15 protein-coding genes, 1 pseudogene and 4 riboswitches are annotated in these 19434 nt (G+C 73.3%); of the genes and pseudogenes, 11 read left to right on the top strand and 5 right to left on the bottom strand.

The genetic code is table 11. From position 1 onward, the window contains the following. Window positions 1–67 precede the first annotated feature (67 nt). Window positions 68–1684, bottom strand: a complete 1617-nt coding sequence (locus ACFWP3_RS12445) for an MBL fold metallo-hydrolase (RefSeq protein WP_384219373.1) — start codon at window positions 1682–1684, stop codon at window positions 68–70. Between the two features lie 347 nt (window positions 1685–2031). Between ACFWP3_RS12445 and ACFWP3_RS12440 the strand changes: the two genes are divergently transcribed. Both ACFWP3_RS12440 and ACFWP3_RS12435 read left to right on the top strand, forming a co-directional pair. After that, on the top strand, window positions 2032–2199 hold the full coding sequence (locus ACFWP3_RS12440; RefSeq protein ID WP_384219370.1) for a hypothetical protein: 168 nt from the start codon (window positions 2032–2034) through the stop codon (window positions 2197–2199). Window positions 2200–2308: 109 nt separating this feature from the next. Continuing rightward, window positions 2309–3007: pseudogene (locus ACFWP3_RS12435) on the top strand (carotenoid oxygenase family protein); the annotation flags it as partial. Window positions 3008–3184: 177 nt separating this feature from the next. Here the strand turns inward: ACFWP3_RS12435 and ACFWP3_RS12430 are convergent. Next, window positions 3185–4408, bottom strand: a complete 1224-nt coding sequence (locus ACFWP3_RS12430) for a DUF418 domain-containing protein (protein WP_384219368.1) — start codon at window positions 4406–4408, stop codon at window positions 3185–3187. A gap of 110 nt (window positions 4409–4518) precedes the next feature. Between ACFWP3_RS12430 and ACFWP3_RS12425 the strand changes: the two genes are divergently transcribed. Next, window positions 4519–5397: a PaaX family transcriptional regulator C-terminal domain-containing protein gene (locus tag ACFWP3_RS12425; RefSeq protein ID WP_384219365.1), complete on the top strand. Its 879-nt coding sequence runs from the start codon at window positions 4519–4521 to the stop codon at window positions 5395–5397. Between the two features lie 7 nt (window positions 5398–5404). Here the strand turns inward: ACFWP3_RS12425 and ACFWP3_RS12420 are convergent, their stop codons facing one another. Beyond that, on the bottom strand, window positions 5405–6409 hold the full coding sequence (locus tag ACFWP3_RS12420; RefSeq protein WP_384219363.1) for a trypsin-like serine peptidase: 1005 nt from the start codon (window positions 6407–6409) through the stop codon (window positions 5405–5407). A 197-nt stretch (window positions 6410–6606) separates the two neighbouring features. Next, window positions 6607–6745, top strand: a riboswitch (cobalamin riboswitch). 146 nt (window positions 6746–6891) lie between these two features. On the opposite strand from ACFWP3_RS12420, the gene ACFWP3_RS12415 reads away from it, so the two are divergent. After that, entirely contained in the window at window positions 6892–7380 is a 489-nt protein-coding gene (locus tag ACFWP3_RS12415; protein ID WP_384219361.1) for a DUF4430 domain-containing protein, read from the top strand. Here the strand turns inward: ACFWP3_RS12415 and ACFWP3_RS12410 are convergent. Then, window positions 7377–7733 carry a hypothetical protein gene (locus ACFWP3_RS12410; protein ID WP_384219359.1) on the bottom strand — a complete coding sequence of 119 codons (357 nt, stop codon included), beginning with the start codon at window positions 7731–7733 and terminating at the stop codon, window positions 7377–7379. The two genes, ACFWP3_RS12415 and ACFWP3_RS12410, sit on opposite strands and share 4 nt — an antisense overlap. A gap of 159 nt (window positions 7734–7892) precedes the next feature. After that, window positions 7893–8079, top strand: a riboswitch (cobalamin riboswitch). A gap of 185 nt (window positions 8080–8264) precedes the next feature. Between ACFWP3_RS12410 and ACFWP3_RS12405 the strand changes: the two genes are divergently transcribed. From ACFWP3_RS12405 to ACFWP3_RS12385, 5 genes are read left to right on the top strand one after another with little or no spacing between them, the layout of a single operon-like run. Beyond that, entirely contained in the window at window positions 8265–9764 is a 1500-nt protein-coding gene (locus ACFWP3_RS12405; RefSeq protein WP_384219356.1) for a CoA-acylating methylmalonate-semialdehyde dehydrogenase, read from the top strand. Next, on the top strand, window positions 9761–10912 hold the full coding sequence (locus tag ACFWP3_RS12400; protein ID WP_384219354.1) for an acyl-CoA dehydrogenase family protein: 1152 nt from the start codon (window positions 9761–9763) through the stop codon (window positions 10910–10912). Before ACFWP3_RS12405 ends, ACFWP3_RS12400 begins: the two co-directional genes overlap by 4 nt. Beyond that, a complete protein-coding gene (locus ACFWP3_RS12395) occupies window positions 10909–11994 on the top strand; it encodes an enoyl-CoA hydratase/isomerase family protein (RefSeq protein WP_384219351.1) in 1086 nt (361 codons plus the stop codon). The genes ACFWP3_RS12400 and ACFWP3_RS12395 overlap by 4 nt, the downstream gene beginning before the upstream one ends. Then, window positions 11991–12893, top strand: a complete 903-nt coding sequence (mmsB, locus tag ACFWP3_RS12390; RefSeq protein ID WP_384219349.1) for a 3-hydroxyisobutyrate dehydrogenase — start codon at window positions 11991–11993, stop codon at window positions 12891–12893. Before ACFWP3_RS12395 ends, mmsB begins: the two co-directional genes overlap by 4 nt. Then, window positions 12890–13663 (top strand): enoyl-CoA hydratase, encoded by a 774-nt coding sequence (locus ACFWP3_RS12385; RefSeq protein WP_384219346.1) that lies wholly within the window; start codon window positions 12890–12892, stop codon window positions 13661–13663. The genes mmsB and ACFWP3_RS12385 overlap by 4 nt, the downstream gene beginning before the upstream one ends. A gap of 93 nt (window positions 13664–13756) precedes the next feature. Here ACFWP3_RS12385 and ACFWP3_RS12380 read toward each other — a convergent pair whose 3' ends face one another. Then, window positions 13757–15166: a hypothetical protein gene (locus ACFWP3_RS12380; protein ID WP_384219344.1), complete on the bottom strand. Its 1410-nt coding sequence runs from the start codon at window positions 15164–15166 to the stop codon at window positions 13757–13759. A gap of 108 nt (window positions 15167–15274) precedes the next feature. Beyond that, a riboswitch (cobalamin riboswitch) is annotated at window positions 15275–15413 on the bottom strand. Between the two features lie 65 nt (window positions 15414–15478). Further along, window positions 15479–15618: riboswitch (cobalamin riboswitch) on the top strand. A gap of 107 nt (window positions 15619–15725) precedes the next feature. Here ACFWP3_RS12380 and ACFWP3_RS12375 point away from each other — a divergent pair. Both ACFWP3_RS12375 and ACFWP3_RS12370 read left to right on the top strand, forming a co-directional pair. Next, window positions 15726–18515, top strand: coding sequence for a prenyltransferase/squalene oxidase repeat-containing protein (locus ACFWP3_RS12375; RefSeq protein WP_384219342.1), 2790 nt, complete (start codon window positions 15726–15728; stop codon window positions 18513–18515). Next, on the top strand, window positions 18512–19429 hold the full coding sequence (locus ACFWP3_RS12370; RefSeq protein ID WP_384219339.1) for a hypothetical protein: 918 nt from the start codon (window positions 18512–18514) through the stop codon (window positions 19427–19429). Before ACFWP3_RS12375 ends, ACFWP3_RS12370 begins: the two co-directional genes overlap by 4 nt. Window positions 19430–19434: the final 5 nt, after the last annotated feature.

Here is a 19434-nt window from a genome sequence, read left to right as displayed (position 1 = left end):
CCCGCACAGATAGAAGCGCCCTCTATTCACACTCGAGTGAGCGGACGCGTGCGGACCGCCGCTCGGGCTACGGCCGCGCCGGGTCGGCGACGGGCCAGGTGCGCTCGGCCTGGCCGCGCAGGAGCTCGGCGGTGATGCCGCGTTCGGCGCTCAGTTCGGTGAGGACGCCGGCCTGCTGCACCGGTTCGGCCTCGGGGTCGTACTCGGAGCCGGTGAGGTGCTTGAGCCAGGGTTCGAGGCCCATGGCGTAGGCGTAGACGTGTCGGGCGCCCAGCTGCCGGGCGAGCTGGTCGGCCTGGGCGGCGTTGCTGCCCTTCAGCCGGCGCCCGTTGTTGTGCTCGCGGGAGAGCTTGCCTTCCAGCATCGGGCCGTACAGCCAGTTCAGCGGGGCTCCGACGCATTCGAGGCCGATGAACAGCGCGTCGAGGGGGGTCTCGGTGAGGCCGCGGATATTGCCGAACAGGGCGGGCTCGAGCGGGGTGATGTCGGTGGCGAAGAGGAACCTGCGGCCGCCGGCCTGGACGAGGGGCACCATCTTGGTGCGGATGTCGAGGTCGGCGTGCTCGCCCACGAAGGGGAGGGCGGTGACCTCGACCTGGTCGGCCACGCGGTGGGTCTCGAGCTCGGCGAGCTCCTGGACGTTGGAGAAGCCGAGGGCCTGGAGCATCGCCTTGAGGCTGGGGTCGGGCAGCGATCCGCCGGAGGCCCGGGGCACGAGGATCGTCCCGATGCGGGTGCGGAGCTGGAGCAGGGTCTCGAGCGAGAAGTGGTCGGAGTGGAAGTGGCTGATGACGACGGCGTCGATGTGCCGCGGGAGGTCTTCGAGGGTGTAGTGCTCGTGGCCGTCGCCGGTGTAGCCGATGACCGGGTCGAGGAGGACGGAGGTGGAGCCGGTCTCGATCAGCACGGACGCGTGGTTGAGGTAGCGGACCCGGACGTCTCCCGGCGCGGGCGGGGTGTGCTCGGCGGGCGGCGCGTCGTGGAACAGGGCGGTGAACGCCGGGAGGTCGGCGTCGGCGACCCCGAGGCGCTGCGCGAGCTCCGGGACGTCGACGGGCTCGAGGCGCGCTCCGAACAGGTCGTTCCACAGCGGTGAGTCGAAGGGCAGCTGGATGTCCAGGCGGTCGGGGCGCGGGAGGACGGGGCTGCTGTACACGAAGGGCTGGGGGCTGGGCGCGGCGGTGAGGGAGACGCACTGGCCCTCGCGCTCGTACGCCGGCGAGTCGTACATCAGCGCTTCGAAGAAGCGGAAGTTGGGCCGGTGGGCGGTGTCGTAGACCAGCTCGACCCGGCCGCGCAGGGAGTCCGGGACCAGGGGGTAGATCGGCTCCATCGGGCCGCCGAGCGCCTTCTCGCGCAGCAGGGCGCGGAGTTCGTCTATGTCGTCGGCGAGCTGGAGCTTGGCCTGGCCTTCCTTGACCATGGCCTCGCGCGCCGCCTGGACCTCGTCGTGGGTGGCGCCGTCGGGGTCGAGGAAGGGGGCGCCGTAGCGGTGGGGGTCCGAGGTGACCGCGTCGTGGAGGTGGGGGGCCTTCAAGTAGCTGTCCACGATCGGCAGCAGGCGGTCCCGGAGGTTGAGCGCGCCGGTGTGGGGGGCCAGGAGGTAGGGCCACGCGTACCAGCGGTGCAGCAGGGGCTGAGCCACCACGGACGGGCGGAGGTAGAGCTTCTGGTGTGCGGGCACGGTGTTTCCCTCACTGTCGATGATGTCGGTGGGTGGGTTCGCGGCGTGCGCGTGCGTTCACACGCCGACGGGAGGGCTCGGGGTGTCCGGCCGTGTCCCGGAGGAGAGGTGGGTGCGGCGGGGTGGGAGCCCAGTCCCTTTGCCTCGCGTATTTCTTCATGTCTATCACGAACGTCAGTTCATAAATCCGGCAATTTAGCAGGAGAGTTGCCTGGTTTCACCCCTCACGCACCTCTCCGAATGCGAACACCAGAGCGGCTCTAGGAGAACTCCAGGAGGTATGGATTTCATGGATCCGGACACTTCTCTGGCTTAATTCGACAGGTCTTGGCCAATAACCGGCTTTCGTGAATGCATTCACCGGAGGCCGCGGCGAGCGGTGCCCGCCGGCGCCGGCCCTGCTCGGCGCGACCACGCCCGGGACCGGCGCCGCCCGCCCGGAGCCCGCACTCCGCGTGCGCAACGGACGCAAGCTGGACCGCGGTTCGCTCGTCCTGCCCCCGGGCGGGTTCTGACGGGACCCGGCTCCGTCCGCACCGCGCACGCCGAGAGGTCTCCCCCCATGCCCGTGGCCAGTCCCGATGTCAGCGTCCTGTCCGAGGACTTCGCCGCCGACCCCTACCGCTGCTTCCCGCACCTGCGGGAGCGGAAGACCCGGTCACCGGCGAGCTCCACTTCTTCGGCTCCTCCCCCTTCCCGCCCTTCCTCACCTACTACGTCGCCGACGCCAAGGGTGCGATCACCCACAGCGCCGAAATCCCGGGCGCGACGGCCGCCCTCAAGCACGACTTCGCCATCACCCGCCGCCAAGTGGTCTTCGTCGAGGGCAACGTCACCTTCGACCCGGCCGAGCACTCCGGCATCCCGTACGGGTGGAGCGAGCGGCAGCCCGCCCGCATCGGTGTCATGCCGCGAGGCGGCGACAGCGCCCTGGGGGTCCGCTGGCTCTCCATCGAGCCCGGCAGCCTGCTGCACGTGGCCAACGCGTACGAGGACGGTCAGGGCCGCATCGTCCTGGAAGGCCCCACCGTCGACCGCGAGGGCTTCCGGCTCTCCTGGAACTGGTGGGTCGGGGCCCCCGGCCGCGGCAGCGAGCCCGCCGCCCGCTCGTACACCCGCCGCTGGGTCGTCGATCTGGCCGCCGGCAGCGTCGACGAGCAGATCATCGACGACCTGCCGGTGGAGTTCCCGACCCTCAACGAGGACTACCTGGGCGCCGAGAACCGCTACCAGTACGCCGTCTCCTTCCCCGACGAGAAGGGGTTCGGCGGGTACGGGATCGTCAAGTACGACCGCACCACCGGCGCCCGCCGCATCCACCAGGCCGGTGACGCCCGGCTGCCGAGCGAGGCGGTCTTCGTGCCCGCCGCCCGCGCCACGCCACCGGGTGCCGGCCGGAGTGCACGGCTCCTGGATCCCCGACAGCGCCCTGGGGGACGCCGCGGGCTGAACCGCGGGCCGCCGCCGGGCTCTTGTCCGGACGCGGAGCACGGCGCGCGGTCAGTCCGCCCGCCCCTTCCAGCGCGGCTTCCGGGCCAGGGTCACGGCGCGCAGTGCCCACTCCACCGGCCCGTACGGGTGGTGGGCCAGCCACCAGCGGCTGAAGGCCAGCTGTGCGGCGAAGAGGGCCAGCGCGGTCAGGGTGACGTACGCGGGGGCGAGGCGGCCCACCAGGGCGGCGCCGTAGCCGGTGAACACGAGGGCCAGCACCAGGGACTGGGCGAGGTAGTTGGTCAGCGTCATCCGCCCCGCCGGGGCCAGCGCCGCCTCCAGACGCCGGCCCCGGGGTCCGGCCAGTGTCCGCAGCACCGTGGCCGCGTACGCGGCGGCGAGCAGCGGGGCGGTCAGCACGTCCACGGCAACCGCCACCAGTTGGTACGCCGTACCGGGGTGCGCGTGGGTCGCGTGCGCCCAGACCAGGGCGCCGGCCAGGCCGACGGGGAAGCCGACCCACTGCAGGCGGCGCAGGAACCGCTCGTGGCGGGCGGGGTCCGTGAGCACCCCGCGCTTGCCGGCCGCCAGGCCCAGCAGGAAGGCGGCGAAGGCGGCCGGTGCCTGGAAGAAGGCCAGGACGAACACCATGTCGGGCAGCTGGCGCAGGTGTGCCCCGATCACCGACGCGGCGTCGCCGCGCAGCGCTTCGGTGGCCTGGCGGCCCTGCTCGGTGACGGCTTCGGTGTCGAGGCCGCCGCCCCCGGCGGCGGTGACCGCCCAGGCCAGCAGCAGGTAGCCGGCGGCTATGACGGCGAGCAGGACGACGGCGGTGCCCACGGCGGTGCGCGGCCGGATCCGGTGCACGGCGAGCAGGACGAGGCCGAGCACGGCGTAGGTGGTGAGGATGTCGCCGGGGAAGAGCAGGACCGCGTGGCCGATGCCGAGGACGAACAGGCCCGCGCAGCGCCGCAGGAAGCGGGGCAGGAAGGCGGCGCCGTCGCGGTCGGCGGAGGCCAGCTGGAGGGTGAAGCTGTAGCCGAAGAGGAAGGAGAAGAGCAGGTAGAACTTGGTCTCGAGGAAGACCACGGTGAGCAGGCGGACGGCGGTGTCGAGGGCGGAGCGGAAGGCCGGTTCCTCCACTCCGGAGCCCTGGTAGGCCGAGGCCAGGAAGGTGATGTTGACCAGGAGGATGCCCCAGAGGGCGAAGCCGCGCAGGGCGTCGACGTGGGAGAGGCGCCGTGGTGCGGCCGTCCCGGGCGGCAAGCCGGCTTGCGTGGGTCGGGTGGTCATCGGTTCGCCCCTTCGGCGTCGACGTCGGCGGAACAGAAAACTATCGAACCAAGAACGCTCGTTTCTGATTCGACCGTACTATGCTCATTCGCAGAGCGCGAGGAGCAATTATGGACAGTTCGGCCGGGGCGGAGCCCGCACCCGCCCAGACCGGGATCGGGACACGGACCCTGGTGTTCGGCCTCGTCCGCGAGGACGGCACCGTCGACGGCGGCGAGCTGTACGCCGTCGCCGAGGCGCTCGGCATGACGGACCAGCAGGTCAGGCTGTGCGTCAAACGGCTCGTCGCCGAGGGCCGGTTCACCCAGGAGGGCCGCGGCCGCAAGGCCCGGCTGTACGCCACCGCGGACCCCACCGGCGCCATCGCCCCGGACGCGGAGTACGTCCGCCACGCCTACCGCCAGGACCAGGGCCTCGCTCCCTGGGACGGGACCTGGCACCTGTTCGCCTTCGCCATCCCCGAGACCGCGCGGCAGGCCCGCGACGCCCTGCGCGACGCTTTGCTCCACCTCGGCGCGGCGCCCCTGCAGGGCGGGCTATACGTCAGTGCCAACGCGATCGGCGACATCGTCGAGGCACACGCCCGGCACCTCGGTGTCCTGCCCTCGCTCACCCGCCTGACCAGCCGGGACCTGCGGGTCGGCGAGGAGACCGAACCGGCCCGGCTGGCCGCCCTGCTCTGGCCGCTCCGGCAGATCGCCGAGCGCCACGAGGCGCTCGGCGCGCTCGCCGCGGCCCGCCTCGACCGGCTGGCGGGCCCCGAACCGCCCACCGGGACCGAGCGGCTGACGTACGCCGTCGAGCTGGCCGCGGCCTTCACCACCGCCATGGAACCCGACCCCCTGCTGCCCCCCGAGCTGCTCCCGCAGCCCTGGCCCGGCGCCCGCGCCCGCGCCGCGGCCGCACGCTGCTGGGACGCCCTGGCCACGGCGGACGACGGCGAAGCCCCGGGCCGGCTGCGCCTGTTCCGCCTCTACGATCTGGGCTGACCGCCGGTCAGGAGGCGTCGCCGGCCGCCGCGTAGACCTCCCGCGCCCGCTCTCCGAGCCTCGGGCCCGCCAGCCAGGTGCTGCCCTCCGGGCCGATGGAGGTGTTGCTGACCAGGGCAACCGATCCGGAGGGGTCGCGGGCGAACCATCCGCCGCCCGAGGACCCCCCGGTCATGGTGCAGCCGATGCGGTAGAGGACGGGCTGCCCGCGCCTGACCGCCAGCCGGCCCGGGCGATCCGTGCAGGAGAACATCCGCTCCCCGTCGAAGGGCGCCTCGGCCGGGTACCCCCACGCCCCCATCGCCGGGATCGTCGTCGCCGACGCCGCACCGAACCAGACGGGCGCCGCCTCCCCGATGGTCTCCTCCAGCGAGGCCCCGGTACCCGGGCGCCTGACGTGCAGGACCGCGAAGTCGAACGGGGCGCCGCCACCGCCGCTCGCGGCGCCCTGGGCGATCCACTCGGGCGCGGTTTCGGCCCGGTCCGCCCACCAGGTTCCGAAGGGGGCCACCGCCCGCTCGGCGGCCCGGGCCCGCGCCGCCCCGGTCAGCCCCTCGTTGTTGTACGAGGGCACGAAGACGATGTTGCGGAACCACCGGCCGCCCGCCCCGCCGTGTACGCAGTGCCCGGCCGTCCACACCAGCCCGGACCGGCCGGGGCGGGCGGGGTCCCGTACGGCGGTGGCGGAGCACACGCTCGGCCCTTCGTCCGTGTCGAAGAAGAGCTTCCCGACGACGGCCGCGTTGTCGTGGTAGGAGGTCGCCTCCGGTTTCGCCGCGACCGGGGCGGGTTCGGGGTCGGTCACGTCCACGTCCGCACCGAGATCGCCGGGCACCGCGGTGCCGGCGGGGGCCGCCCCCGCCATCCGGTCGGGGGTCCAGAGCCCCGGGACGACCGGGTTGGCGAAGTCCGCGGGCAGCCGCGGGGAGACGCAGCCGGTGGCGGCGAGGACCAGGGTGAGGGTGAGGGCGAGGGCGGTCAGAGCGGCCCTGGCGGCACGGTGCTGGAACATGGCGGAGGCCCCCGGCGGTCGGCCCGGCCCTGGCGGCCGCGGCATCGGCATACAGCTCGGACACCCGAGCCACGCGGCTCCCGCGGGCGGGGTTCATCCCCGTGCGGCCCGAAACAGAAACGTGACGTTCCGCTCCGCCGCGGTCGGGGCCCGGCAGAAGGTGCTGGCAGCCGCGTCCGCGGGGCCATACGATGCGTCTGCTCGGACACGCGTCCGAGTCACAACTGAATCGCTGTGTGACTGGGGGAAGCCGGTGGGAATCCGGCGCTGACCTGCAACCGTGTGCGGCGCGTGGCGCCGCGAGCCGGAGTGCCCACCGCACGGCGAGTACCGCTTCCCCCTGTCATGGTCTGCAGCACGAAGCCCTGAGCCTCCGGCGCGCCCGGCGGTCCTGCCCGCCGGTCGGGCCGGACGCGTCACGGCGCCGACGGTGCGGCCGGGCCACCGGCGCGGGACCGTGACCCACGCCAGGAAGGCATTCGATGCGCCAGACCCTCGCCCGCAGAGCCCTCGTCACCGCAGCCGTTCTCGGGCTCGCCCTCGCCACCGCGCCCGCGGCGGCCCAGGCCGCGCCGGCGCCCCACACGAACAAGCCCGTCAGGGTGAGCCTGACCGTGCAGGGCCCGGACGGGCTGCTGTTCAAGGGCAAGATCACGTCCAAGGGGCACGACGTCACCACGGCCACCGGCGGCACGCACAAGTGCGACGGCACCAACGGCGGCCAGAACCCGACGCCCGTGCCGACCCCGACCGCCGCGCTGGACGACGCCGCCCGCCTGAACTACTTCGGCTGGGACGGCACCTGGTACGCGTCCTTCGACGACTTCTCGGTCGACACCATCAAGGAGGTCAGCGGCGGCGGTTCGGCGTACTGGAGCATATCCGTCAACGGCACCCCGACTCCGGTGGGCGGCTGCCAGTTCAAGCTGAAGGCCGGCGACCAGGTGGCGTTCACCTGGACCTCGTTCTAGCGCCGGCCGTCCGGCCGGGCCGCGGTGCGCGGGGCGTCCGCCCCGCCCACTCCGGTGATCCGCCGCGCCCGGTCGATCCGCCGGTGGGCCTCCCCCAGCAGCTCCGACGCGTCGGGCTCGGCCGCGTCGGCGCCGGGCGCCTCCCCGGGGAGCATCCGGTCGGCCAGGGCAGCGCCCAGCGCCTCGGCGAGCTCCAGGATGTCGACGAGAGCGCTCTTGGTCGTGCGCAGCCTGGCGACCTGGGCGCCCAGTTGGCGGCGCGCGGCGATCAGGCCCTCGTACTCGCGTGCCGTCACGGCGACCATCGGATACCCGTCGACCTCCACGGCGCGCGGAACCGGTTTACCGGCCACGGCTCCCTCCCCGCCTTCGCAAACACCCTCATTCGCAGTCGAGTTGAGAAGTCATCCAAACACACCGATCCGGTGTATCGCCTCATTCTGGCTGGAACGGGATGTACGGAACCGGTCCGTCCAAAGGGCGTCGAGCGAGGGGGGTGGACTTACTAGGACGTCCAACTATATGTTCGTGGGCACAAGGTCCGCGGTGCAGGGAAGCCGGTGAGAAACCGGCACGGTCCCGCCACTGTGACCGGGGAGTGTGCTGCCATCCACACGCCACTGACGAGGGCTGTCGGGAAGGCGGGCGGCACGCGGGGATCCGGGAGTCAGGATACCGGCCGCGGAACGTTCCGTGTTGTCCACGAGGATGGAGCAGACACGCATGGCACCGGTTTGTACCCACGACCCTGGTGATCCGGCGGAGCGCGCACACCTTTCCGCGCGCTCGTAGTTCCCACGGCCTTCCGCAGCGGCGTGCCCCACCGGGCACGTGCGCCGGTCTGCCGTGCCATCCCCGGATCCACCTGACGAGAGCAGGCTCCCATGGTCCGTGAACTCACCCATTTCATCGGCGGAAAGCACACGACCGGCGCGTCCGGCCTCTTCGCCGACGTCTACGACCCCAACACCGGCGCCGTCCAGGCCCGCGTCCCGCTCGCCGGGCGCGCCGACACCGAGGCCGCCATCGCGGACGCCGAGCGGGCCCAGGCCGAGTGGGGCGCGTGGAACCCCCAGCGCCGCGCCCGCGTCCTGCTCCGCTTCCTCCAGCTGGTAGAGGGAGAAAGGGACTCGATCGCCCGGCTGCTGTCGGCCGAGCACGGCAAGACCGTGGCCGACGCCCACGGCGACCTGCAACGCGGCCTGGAGGTGGTGGAGTTCGCCGCCGGTATCCCGCACCTGCTCAAGGGCGAGTTCACCGACAACGCGGGCTCCGGCATCGATGTGCACTCCCTGCGCGCGCCGCTGGGCGTGGTCGCCGGGATCACCCCCTTCAACTTCCCCGCGATGATCCCGCTGTGGCAGGCTGCGCCCGCGCTGGCCTGCGGGAACTCCTTCATCCTCAAGCCCTCCGAGCGCGACCCCTCGGTCCCGCTGCGGCTCGCCGAGCTCTTCCTGGAGGCGGGGCTGCCGCCGGGCGTGCTCAACGTGGTCAACGGCGGCAAGGAAGCCGTCGACACCCTCCTGGAAGACCCCCGCGTCCATGCCCTGGGCTTCGTCGGGTCCACCCCGATCGCCGCGCACATCTACGCCACCGCCGCCGCCCACGGCAAGCGGGCCCAGTGCTTCGGCGGCGCCAAGAACCACATGATCGTGATGCCGGACGCCGACCTCGACCAGGCCGTCGACGCCCTGATCGGCGCCGGATACGGCTCGGCCGGGGAACGCTGCATGGCCATCGCCGTGGCCGTTCCGGTCGGCGAGGAGACCGCGGACGCCCTGGTCGCGAAGCTGACGGAGCGGATCGCCGCCCTGCGCATCGGCCGCTCCGACGACCCCGAGGCGGACTTCGGCCCGCTGGTGAGCCGCGACGCCCTCGACCGGGTCAACCGCTACGTCGGCATCGGCGCCACCGAGGGCGCCGAACTCGTCGTGGACGGGCGCGGGTTCACCCTGCCCGGACACGAGAACGGCTACTTCGCCGGCGCCTCCCTCTTCGACCGCGTCACCCCGCAGATGCGGATCTACCGCGAGGAGATCTTCGGCCCGGTGCTGAGCGTCGTACGGGCCGCCGACTACGAGGAAGCGCTCCGGCTGCCCACCGAGCACCCGTACGGCAACGGCGTGGCGATCTTCACGCGCGACGGCGACACCGCGAGGGACTTCACCCGCCGGGTGGGCGCGGGGATGGTCGGGGTCAACGTGCCGATCCCCGTCCCGGTGGCCTACCACACCTTCGGCGGCTGGAAGCGCTCCGGCTTCGGGGACCTCAACCAGCACGGCCCGGACTCGATCCGCTTCTACACCCGTACCAAGACCGTCACCTCGCGCTGGCCCTCCGGGGTCAAGGAGGGCGCGAGCTTCACCATCCCCACGATGGGATGAGCGCCGTGACCACCCTCACCGAGGAGCAGCTCGCCCTCGCCGAGGTCACCCTCGACTTCGCGCAGGAGCAGCTGGCGCCGCACGCCGTGGCCTGGGACCAGGACAAGCACTTCCCCGTCGACGTCATCCGCCGGGCCGCCGCCCTCGGCCTGGGCGGGGTCTACGTCCGCGAGGAGCACGGCGGTTCGGGGCTCGGCCGGGCCGACGGGGTCCTCGTCTTCGAGACCCTCGCGACCGGCTGCCCCTCCATCGCCGGATACCTGTCCATCCACAACATGGTCGCCTGGATGGTCGACCGGTACGGGAACGCCGCCCAGCGCGGCCGCTGGCTGCCCGGGCTGTGCTCGGCCGAGACCCTGGGCAGCTACTGCCTGACCGAGCCCGGCGCCGGATCCGACGCGGGCGCCCTGCGCACCCGCGCCGAACGGGACGGCGACCACTACGTCCTGACCGGCGTGAAGCAGTTCATCTCGGGTGCCGGGGCCGCCGGGGTGTACGTCGTCATGGCGCGCACCGGCGCCGCGGGACCCGGCGGGATCTCCGCGTTCGTCGTGGAACGCGAGGACCCGGGGGTCTCCTTCGGGGCCAACGAACGGAAGATGGGCTGGAACGCGCAGCCCACCCGGCAGGTGGTCCTGGACGCGGTGCGCGTCCCCGCCGACCGGCGGCTCGGCGCCGAGGGCGACGGTTTCCGCATCGCCATGAACGGCCTGAACGGCGGCCGCCTCGGCATCGCGGCCTGCTCGCTCGGCGGCGCCCAGACCGCCCTGGACCGCAGCCTGTCGTACCTCGCCGACCGCGAGGCCTTCGGCGGGCGGCTCCTGGACGCCCAGGCGCTGCAGTTCCGGCTCGCCGACATGGCGACGGAACTGGCCGCGGCCCGCGCCCTGGTCAGGCAGGCCGCGCAGGCCCTGGACGCCGGCGATCCGCTGGCTCCGCGGCTGTGCGCGATGGCCAAGCGGTTCGCCACCGACACCGGCTACACGGTCGCCGACCGCGCGCTCCAACTGCACGGCGGCTACGGCTACCTCAGCGAGTACGGCATCGAGAAGATCGTCCGCGACCTGCGGGTCCACCAGATCCTGGAAGGCACCAACGAGGTCATGCGCGTCATCGTCGCGCGCGGACTGACGGAGACCCTGCGATGAACCACGACTCCCCCGAAGACCACGACCACGTCCTGCTGCGCACCGAGGGACACGCCGCGTATGTGACCCTCAACCGCCCCAAGGCCCTCAACGCCCTCACCCACCCCATGGTTCTGCGCATCGACCAGGCGCTCGCCGCCTGGCGCGACGACCCGTCCGTGGAGACCGTCGTGATCGACGGCGCGGGGGAACGCGGGCTGTGCGCCGGCGGTGACATCCGCGCCATCCACGAGGACGCGCGCACGGGCGGCACCGCCTCGGCGGACTTCTGGCGCGACGAGTACCGCCTCAACGCCCGCATCGCCCGCTACCCCAAGCCGTACGTGGCCCTCATGGACGGGATCGTGATGGGCGGCGGGGTCGGGGTCTCGGCCCACGGCACCGTACGGATCGTCACCGAACGCACCCGCGTGGCCATGCCCGAGACCGGCATCGGCTTCGTGCCCGACGTGGGCGGCACCTACCTGCTGGCCCTCGCACCGGGCGAGCTGGGCACCCACCTGGCCCTCACCGGGGCCGCCGTCGGCGCCGCCGACGCCCTCCTGTGTGGCCTGGCCGACCACTTCGTACCGTCGGCGGCGCTGCCGGACCTGGCCCGCGACCTGGCCACCGGCTCCGTGCACGGGGCGCTGGAGCGCCACGTACGACAGCCCCCGCCGGGTGACCTCGCCGCCGCGCGGGAGTGGATCGACGCCTGCTACGCCGCGGACACCGCCGAGGAGATCGTCCGCAGGCTGCTGGCGACGGGGATCCCCGCCGCGCGGGACGCGGCCGCGACCCTGCTGGCGAAGTCCCCGACCGCCGTGAAGGTCACCCTGGCCTCGCTGCGCCGGGCCGGCCGGCTCGGCCCGCTGGAGCGCGTCCTGGAGCAGGAGTACCGCGTCTCCCGCGCCGCGCTGTCCTGCGCCGACCTCGTCGAGGGGATCCGCGCCCAGGTCATCGACAAGGACCGCGATCCGCACTGGTCCCCCGCCACCCTCGAGGCGGTGGGCCCGGCGGACGTGGACCGGTTCTTCGCCCCGCTCGGCGAGCACGAACTGCGCCTCGCCGCGTCCGCATCGTCTCAGGAGGTCGCCTGGTGACCAGTACCGTCGCTTTCATCGGACTCGGCCACATGGGCGGCCCGATGGCCGCCAACCTGGCCAAGGCCGGGCACCGCGTCCTCGGCTTCGACCTCGTCCCGGAGCTGACGGCGGCCGCCGCGGCGGCCGGTGTCGAGCCGGCCGCTTCGGCCGCGGGCGCGGCTGCCGCGGCCGATGTGGTGATCACGATGCTGCCGGCCGGCCGCCACGTGCTCGCCCTGTACCGGGAGCAGGGGCTGCTCGCGGCCGCCCGGCCCGGAACCCTGTTCGTCGACTGCTCCACCATCGACGTGGCCGACGCCCGGACGGCGCACGAGGCGGCCCTCGCCGCCGGGCACCGGGCGCTGGACGCGCCGGTCTCGGGCGGGGTGATGGGCGCCGAGGCCGCCACGCTCACCTTCATGGCCGGGGGCGGGGCGGACGAGTTCGCCCTGGCCGAGCCGCTGTTCGACGCCATGGGCAGGAAGGCCGTGCACTGCGGGACGGCGGGCGCCGGACAGGCCGCGAAGATCTGCAACAACATGATCCTCGCCGTGTCGATGATCGGCGTCAGCGAGGCGTTCGTGCTGGCCGAGAGCCTCGGGCTGGATCACCAGGCCCTCTACGACGTGGCCTCCACGGCGTCCGGCCAGTGCTGGGCGCTGACCGTCAACTGCCCGGTCCCCGGCCCCGTCCCGGCCAGTCCCGCCAACCGCGACTACCGCCCCGGCTTCGCCGCGCCCCTGATGGCCAAGGACCTGGGCCTGGCCGCCAACGCGCTGCGGGCCGGGGGCGTGGACGCGCCGCTCGGCCTCAAGGCCGCCGAGATGTACGCCGCGTTCGCGCAGGGAGAGGGCGCCGCCCTGGACTTCTCGGCGATCGTCCGCACCCTCCGACCGCAGAACGGAACGCCCGCATGAGCTACGAGACCATCCTGCTGGAGCGCAAGGGCCGGGTGGCCCTGCTCACCCTCAACCGGCCGCAGGCCCTCAACGCCCTCAACCTCCAGGTCATGACCGAGGTCGTGGCCGCCGCGGAGGAACTGGACCGGGACCCGGACGTCGGCTGCATCGTGCTGACCGGATCGGCGAAGGCCTTCGCCGCGGGCGCGGACATCAAGGAGATGCGGCCGCGGAGCTACATGGACATGTACCTCTCGGACTGGTTCACCGCCTGGGACCGGCTCGGGCAGGTCCGTACGCCCACGCTCGCGGCCGTCTCCGGCTACGCGCTCGGCGGCGGGTGCGAACTCGCGATGCTCTGCGACATCCTGCTCGCCTCCGACACCGCCGTGTTCGGGCAGCCGGAGATCAAGCTCGGTGTCATTCCCGGTATCGGCGGCTCCCAGCGGCTCACCCGGGCCGTCGGCAAGGCCAAGGCCATGGAGCTCTGCCTGACCGGGCGCACCATGGGGGCGGAGGAGGCCGAGCGTGCCGGGCTGGTCTCGCGGATCGTTCCGGCCGACGAGCTGCTCGCCGAGGCGCTCTCCGTGGCCGAGACCGTCGCCGGGATGTCGAAGCCGGTCGCGATGATGGCCAAGGAGGCCGTGAACCGGGCCTTCGAGACCACCCTCACCGAGGGCGTCCGCTTCGAACGGCGGCTGTTCCACGCGGTGTTCGCGACCGCCGATCAGAAGGAGGGCATGACCGCCTTCGTGGACAAGCGCCCGGCGCACTTCACGCACGGCTGAGGCCGCGGGCGGGTCCGGGGGCCGCGGGTCCGGTCGCCGGTGCGGACAGGTGCGGGGCCCTCCCCGGAGGGAAGGGCCCCGCACCCCGCCGGATCAGGCGCCCCAGCGCAGGGCGATGGTGTCGCCCACGTTGATCACCTTGTTGCGGGCGGCGCCGGCGAAGGCGGAGCCGTCGACGCTGACCTTCCAGGTGTTCGAGCCGCTGTTGGCCTTGCCGTTGACGGCGGTGATGGTGCCGGTTCCCGAGGAGGGGGTCACGCTCGTGACGCAGCCGGCCGGAGTGGCCCCGCCGGCCGCGGCGTTCAGGACGTCGCCGAGCGTGGTCGTCGTACCGGTCGGGGTGAAGGCGACGGAGCAGACCTTCAGGCCGCCGGCGCCGTCGTCGACGGTGAGGGCCAGCTTGGTGGCGGTGCCGGCGGTGAAGGAGCCCGCGGAGACCCACTGCGGGGCGCCCGGGGTGACCGGGACCGGCGGGGCCGTCGTGAACCCGCCGCCGACCACGGCGCGCAGGGCGTCGATGGAGGCGTAGGCGGTCGGGGTGGTGTCGGCCGGCTTGTACTTGAAGCCGCCCGCCGGGTTGAACTGGTTGGCGATCAGGAAGTCGATCGGGGTCTTGCCGGAGGGGGTCAGGAAGTCGCCGGTCTGCGGGTTGATGCCGCAGGCGTTGAGCCCGGCGACGCCCCAGCCGTTGGAGCTGGTGTTGACCCCGTAGAGGGAGTTGAACGCGCCGGTGGTGGCGAGCCTGCCCTTGAGGAAGTTCTTGCCCTGGACCACGTCGGGGTCGGTGTTGGGGACGCCCGAGACGCACAGGGCGGCCATCGCCGCTCCGGTCATGTCCACGTCGCCCTGGGCGGCCAGCGCGGTGGGGTTGCCCTCGGCCTTGCTGAAGGTCCAGCCGCCGTCGTTGTGCTGGTTGGCCCGGATCCGGGCGACCATCGAGTCGGTCAGCGCCTGCGGGATCCGCGTGCCGCCGGCCTGCGTCTTGGCGCCGCCGAGCGAGAGCGCCGCGAAGACGGTGCCGTTGAAGTTGCCGGACGGGCCGAAGTAGCCCGCCTCGGCGGTCTGCCAGTAGGAGTAGACGTTGGCTATGAGGTTCCTCGAGTCCGAGACGCGCGCCGGGTCGATGCCCGCCGCGTACGCGTTCAGCGTGCCGCGCTCGTAGTCGGTGACCACGGGGGTGGCGGACGGCCAGCCGGGCGTCGAGAGCAGGTTGCGGTAGACGGTCCGGGCGTTCTTCGTCGTGTCACCGCCCGGGGCCACGTCGACGACGGCCGTACCGGCCGCGGCGAAGGCGCTGAACGCCCACTCGTTGGACAGTCCGGCACCGGCGTACGAACCGTCCGCCGCCTGGAGGGACTTGAGGTAGGCGACGCCGTTCGTCTTGGAGGTGGCGATCTGCGCGGGCGTCGAGGTCGCGAACGCGGGCAGCGCGGTGAGGGCGAAGGCGCCGAGCGCCGCGGGCACGGCGAGCGCGAGGCGGCGGGAGGTACGGGGACGGGACATGGCCTGCTCCTGGAATCGGCGGACGCCGGCCGGGCCTTGGCTCCACCGGCCCTGTTCGGACGCGGGCGGGCATGGCTGAGGCCGCCGTCCGCAGCGCGTGGTACGGCTTCTCTGTGTGCGTTGCCGTATGGGCATTCGGGCTCGGGAACGGCCCCCGCCGTCCCACACCGCTGCGCGTCAGCCCCGGATTCTCACCAGGTTCCCCCATGTGGCAGCCCTGGACGCTACCCGAGTGATCAAGGGTCCGCCAGCAGCCGGATCGAGGGGCGCTGGAGACCCCCGGGCAGTGAGACGGACACCACCTTGACGGTCCGCACGGATCCGTGTTGCACTCCGGCTGATAAGCACTCAGCACCAGGGGAAGCCGGTCGAATTCCGGCGCTGACCCGCAACCGTAGGCCCGGCACCGTCCCGGGCGAGCCGGATCACCTGGAGCGGATCACAGTACGAAGAGCGCCGTCGCGGACTACGGCGTGGTCGTCACCGCCTCCTCACGGCGCAGTCGTGCGGGGGCGCGTCGCCACGCTGCGAACCCGCCCGGCAGAGACGAGGGGCCGCGGTGGGGACCGAACAGCAGGATGAACGGCATACGCACACCAGACGGCGGCTGCTGTCCCTGGCGACCGCGGCCTTCCTGACGCTCGGTGCGGGAGTGGCGTTCCTCACGGTGCCGACCGCCGCCAACGCCGACCCCATCGAGCAGTGCACGGCCACCACCGGCGCGGTCGTCGCCGTCGACTTCGGCCCGTTCGGCGGCAAGGTCGAGCGGGGCTGCGACACCACGCCCACCACGGGCTACGAGCTGCTGCGGACGGCCGGGTTCGGCCTGGACGGCACCGAGCACGACGGTGACGCCTTCGTGTGCCGCATCGGCTTCGGCGCCTTCAACTCCGGGGTGAAGTACCCCACTCCGGACAAGGAGGACTGCGTCCTCACCCCGCAGGCCACCGCCTACTGGTCGTACTGGCACGCCTCGCCGGGCGAGAAGAAGTGGACCTACAGCTCGTTCGGCGCCCAGGCCCGCAACCCGAAGCCCGGCGACGTGGACGCCTGGGTCTTCGGCGGGACCGATGTCGGCGGCACCTCCGGCAAGCCCACCTTCTCCCCCGACGACGTGCGGGCCGGCGGCGCGGGCCCCTCGCCCGACCCCACCGGCCCGAAGCCGCCGGAGGTACCGCCGGGCGCGGTCGACCTCCCCGCCGCCACCCGCTGGCTGACCGGCAGGCTGATCGACGGCGAGCGCGTCCTCAAGGCTGACTCCACCGACCCGGACTACCTCGCGACCACCGAGGTGGTCTACGCCCTGGCCGCGACCGACCCCAAGAGCCCCGCCGCCCAGAAGGCCGCCGCCTTCCTCGCCACCCCCGCGCACACGGAGGCGTACGCCTACCCGGCCGGCAAGGACCAGGCCCCCGACGCCACCGCCGCGGCCCGCCTCGCGCTCGTCGCCGAGGCCACCGGCAAGGACCCCCGCGCCTTCGGCGGACGCGACCTGCTCGGCGACCTCGTGAAGTACGTCTGCACCAGCGGAGCCGACGCCCCCGAGCCGGTCCCCGGCTGCCTCACCAAGGGCGACTTCCGCACCCCGTACCAGGCCGAGGGCCAGGCCCTGGCCGTGATCGCCCTGCTGAACGGCGGGGTGACACCGCCCGCGGACGCCGTGAACCGGCTGACCGCCTTCCAGTGCGAGGACGGCGGCTTCAGCGGCATGCTGCTGCGCGCCGGGGAATGGTGCGACAGCGACGCGGCCTCCACCGGGCTGATGTCCCTGGCCCTCAAGCGGGCCGGCGGCCACGACGCGGCCGTGGCCAAGGGCCGCGCGTACCTGAAGACGGCCCAGTTCCCGACCGGGTCCCTGCCGGCCGCCTCGTACACCACGGTCGGCAGCGCCTTCGCCACCGGCGTGGGCGCCCAGGCCATGCGCGCGCTCGGTGACCCGCTGTTCGCCGACGCCGCCGTCTCCTGGCTGTCCAGGGAGCAGCTGATGCCCGACGGCCCCTTCCCGTTCGAGGAGCCGGAGACCAACCCGGTGCTGATGGCCACCACCGCGGCCACCATCGCCGGCGCCAAGACGGACCTCGTGGCGCTCACCACGAAGAAGCCCGTCCCGCCGAAGCCGTCCCCGGACCCGACGCAGCCGTCCCCGGACCCCACACAGCCCGTGCCCGGTGAGGGGCCCGACCTGAAGAAGGGCTCGGCCTACCTCACCGACCGGACCCGCCTGGTCCTGGGCCGGTACTACGAGAACAGCCCCGGCAGCGGCTTCGCCGACTACGGCCTGACCATCGACGGCGCCTACGCGCTCGCCGCCACCGGCGAGGACAACACCGCCCTGCGCAACATCGTCGACTTCCTCGACAAGGGCGGCAAGGACGGCAAGGGCCGCGGCGTCCACGACTGGACCCGGATCGGTACGAAGTACGCGGGCGGCGGCTCCATCGGCAAGACGGCCGTCCTCGCGGAGGCCGTGGGCCGCGACCCCCGGAACTTCGGCGGCCAGAACCTGATCGCCGAACTCGCCAAGGCCGTCTGCCCGGCCAAGTCCCCGAAGCCGGACCGCTCCTGCGCCGACAAGGGCGCCTACACCAACGCCACGTCCGTCTTCTCCCAGTCCCTCGGCGTCATCGCCCAGGTCCGCGCGGGCGAGACGGCCGCCGCGGGAGAGCCGATCGCCTACCTGAAGAGCCTCCAGGAGCCCTCGGGTGCCTGGCCCAGCCTGATCGGCGAGCCCAGCCAGGCCGAGGTGGACTCCACCGCCATGGCCGCGATGGCCCTGGACCTGCTGCCGGACGCCGCCTCGCAGGCCGCGGTGGACAAGGCGCTCGCCTGGCTGGCGAGCCGGCAGAAGGAGGACGGCGGCTTCCCCGGCGCCTCCGGCAACTCGGTCAACTCGGCCGCGCTGGCCGTACAGGGCATGTCCCTGGACCGCGCGAAGTACACGGAGCGCATCGCCAAGGCCCGCGCGTTCCTCGCAGCGCAGCAGAACACCGACGGCGGGTTCAACGTCGCCAAGGGCGGCCAGCCCGGCTCCGACGTCCGCGCCTCCACGCAGGCCGTGGGCGGGGCCACCGGGATCTCCTTCGGCACCCTCCGGCGCAGCCTGGACGGCACCACCCCGCAGCCCGTCCCCAGCAGTTCGGTCCAGCCCTCCGGCTCGCCCTCCGCGCCCGTCATCGTGACCCCGGGCGAGGACACCGGCGGGACCGGCTCCGGTTCGGGCGGCGGCCTCGCCGCCACCGGCGTCCAGGCCGGCGGCCTCGCCGCCGCGGCCCTGGCCCTGGTCCTCGGCGGCTGGGGCGCCACCCGGGCCGCGCGCAGGCGCCGTACCGCCGCAGGAGGCGAACGATGACCGGCCGCCTCCTGCGCGCCCTGACCCGCTCGGCCGCCGCGCTCGGGCTGACGGTGGCGGCGCTCGCCGCCACCGCGGCCCCGGCCGGGGCGGCCCCGCAGCCGATGGGCCAGTGCACCACCTCGTCCGGAGTCGTCCTCGCCGTGGACTTCAGCCACTGGGGCGGTCCGGTGTACCGCTCCTGCGGGACCACGCCCACCACCGGCTACGAACTCCTCAACCAGGGCGGCTGGGCCACCACCGGCACCGGCCACGACGGCCCCGCCTTCATCTGCCGCATCGGCTACAGCGGCCACCAGGGCGGCAGGCAGTACCCGACCCCGCAGCAGGACGACTGCGTCCTGACCCCGCCGGCCTCCGCCTACTGGTCGTACTGGCACGCGGGCCCGGGCCAGAACACGTGGGAGTACAGCCAGCTCGGGGCGATGCTCTACAAGCCGAAGCCCGGCAGCGTCGACCTGTGGATCTTCGGGGGCACCAACATCGAGGGCACCGAGGGCAAGCCCACCGTCACCCCCGACCAGCTGCGCGCCAAGAACGCCCAGCCGACCGGCGGAGGCCAGCCGGCGCCCAAGGACACCCGTACGGCGGCTCCCCTGCCCCCGAACGTCAACACCGGTCCCAAGCCGGAGAACCCGCCCCCGGCCGAGGCGCCTCCCGCGACGACACCGCCGCCCAGCCCGTCGGCGAGCCCCTCCGCGAGCGCGTCCCCGACACCCTCGGCGTCGGCGTCCGCCACCGCTCCGGCGGTGGCGGCGCCCGCTTCCGGTCCCGAGGTGGTGGAGGCGGCGCCCGCCGCCGACGCCGCCCATGACGCGGGCTCGTATCTGCCCGCCGTGGCCACCGGGGCGCTGGTGCTGCTGATCGGCGCCGCCGCCGTGTTCGCGGCCCGACGCCGCCGTCGTACGGAGTAGCCGCG

The organism is Streptomyces sp. NPDC058525, assembly GCF_042719495.1.
Classification (GTDB): domain Bacteria; phylum Actinomycetota; class Actinomycetes; order Streptomycetales; family Streptomycetaceae; genus Streptomyces.
The sequence above is the reverse complement of the archived record's forward strand: the minus strand, read 5'-3'. Positions and strand labels throughout refer to the sequence as shown.

Coding starts and splice junctions, on each gene's coding strand:
- ACFWP3_RS12415 (WP_384219361.1), top strand. CDS start 6,892: ATGCGCCAGACCCTCGCCCGCAGAGCCCTCGTCACCGCAGCCGTTCTC.
- ACFWP3_RS12400 (WP_384219354.1), top strand. CDS start 9,761: ATGAGCGCCGTGACCACCCTCACCGAGGAGCAGCTCGCCCTCGCCGAG.
- ACFWP3_RS12370 (WP_384219339.1), top strand. CDS start 18,512: ATGACCGGCCGCCTCCTGCGCGCCCTGACCCGCTCGGCCGCCGCGCTC.
- ACFWP3_RS12395 (WP_384219351.1), top strand. CDS start 10,909: ATGAACCACGACTCCCCCGAAGACCACGACCACGTCCTGCTGCGCACC.
- ACFWP3_RS12425 (WP_384219365.1), top strand. CDS start 4,519: ATGGACAGTTCGGCCGGGGCGGAGCCCGCACCCGCCCAGACCGGGATC.
- ACFWP3_RS12430 (WP_384219368.1), bottom strand. CDS start 4,408: ATGACCACCCGACCCACGCAAGCCGGCTTGCCGCCCGGGACGGCCGCA.
- ACFWP3_RS12420 (WP_384219363.1), bottom strand. CDS start 6,409: ATGTTCCAGCACCGTGCCGCCAGGGCCGCTCTGACCGCCCTCGCCCTC.
- ACFWP3_RS12405 (WP_384219356.1), top strand. CDS start 8,265: ATGGTCCGTGAACTCACCCATTTCATCGGCGGAAAGCACACGACCGGC.
- ACFWP3_RS12380 (WP_384219344.1), bottom strand. CDS start 15,166: ATGTCCCGTCCCCGTACCTCCCGCCGCCTCGCGCTCGCCGTGCCCGCG.
- ACFWP3_RS12385 (WP_384219346.1), top strand. CDS start 12,890: ATGAGCTACGAGACCATCCTGCTGGAGCGCAAGGGCCGGGTGGCCCTG.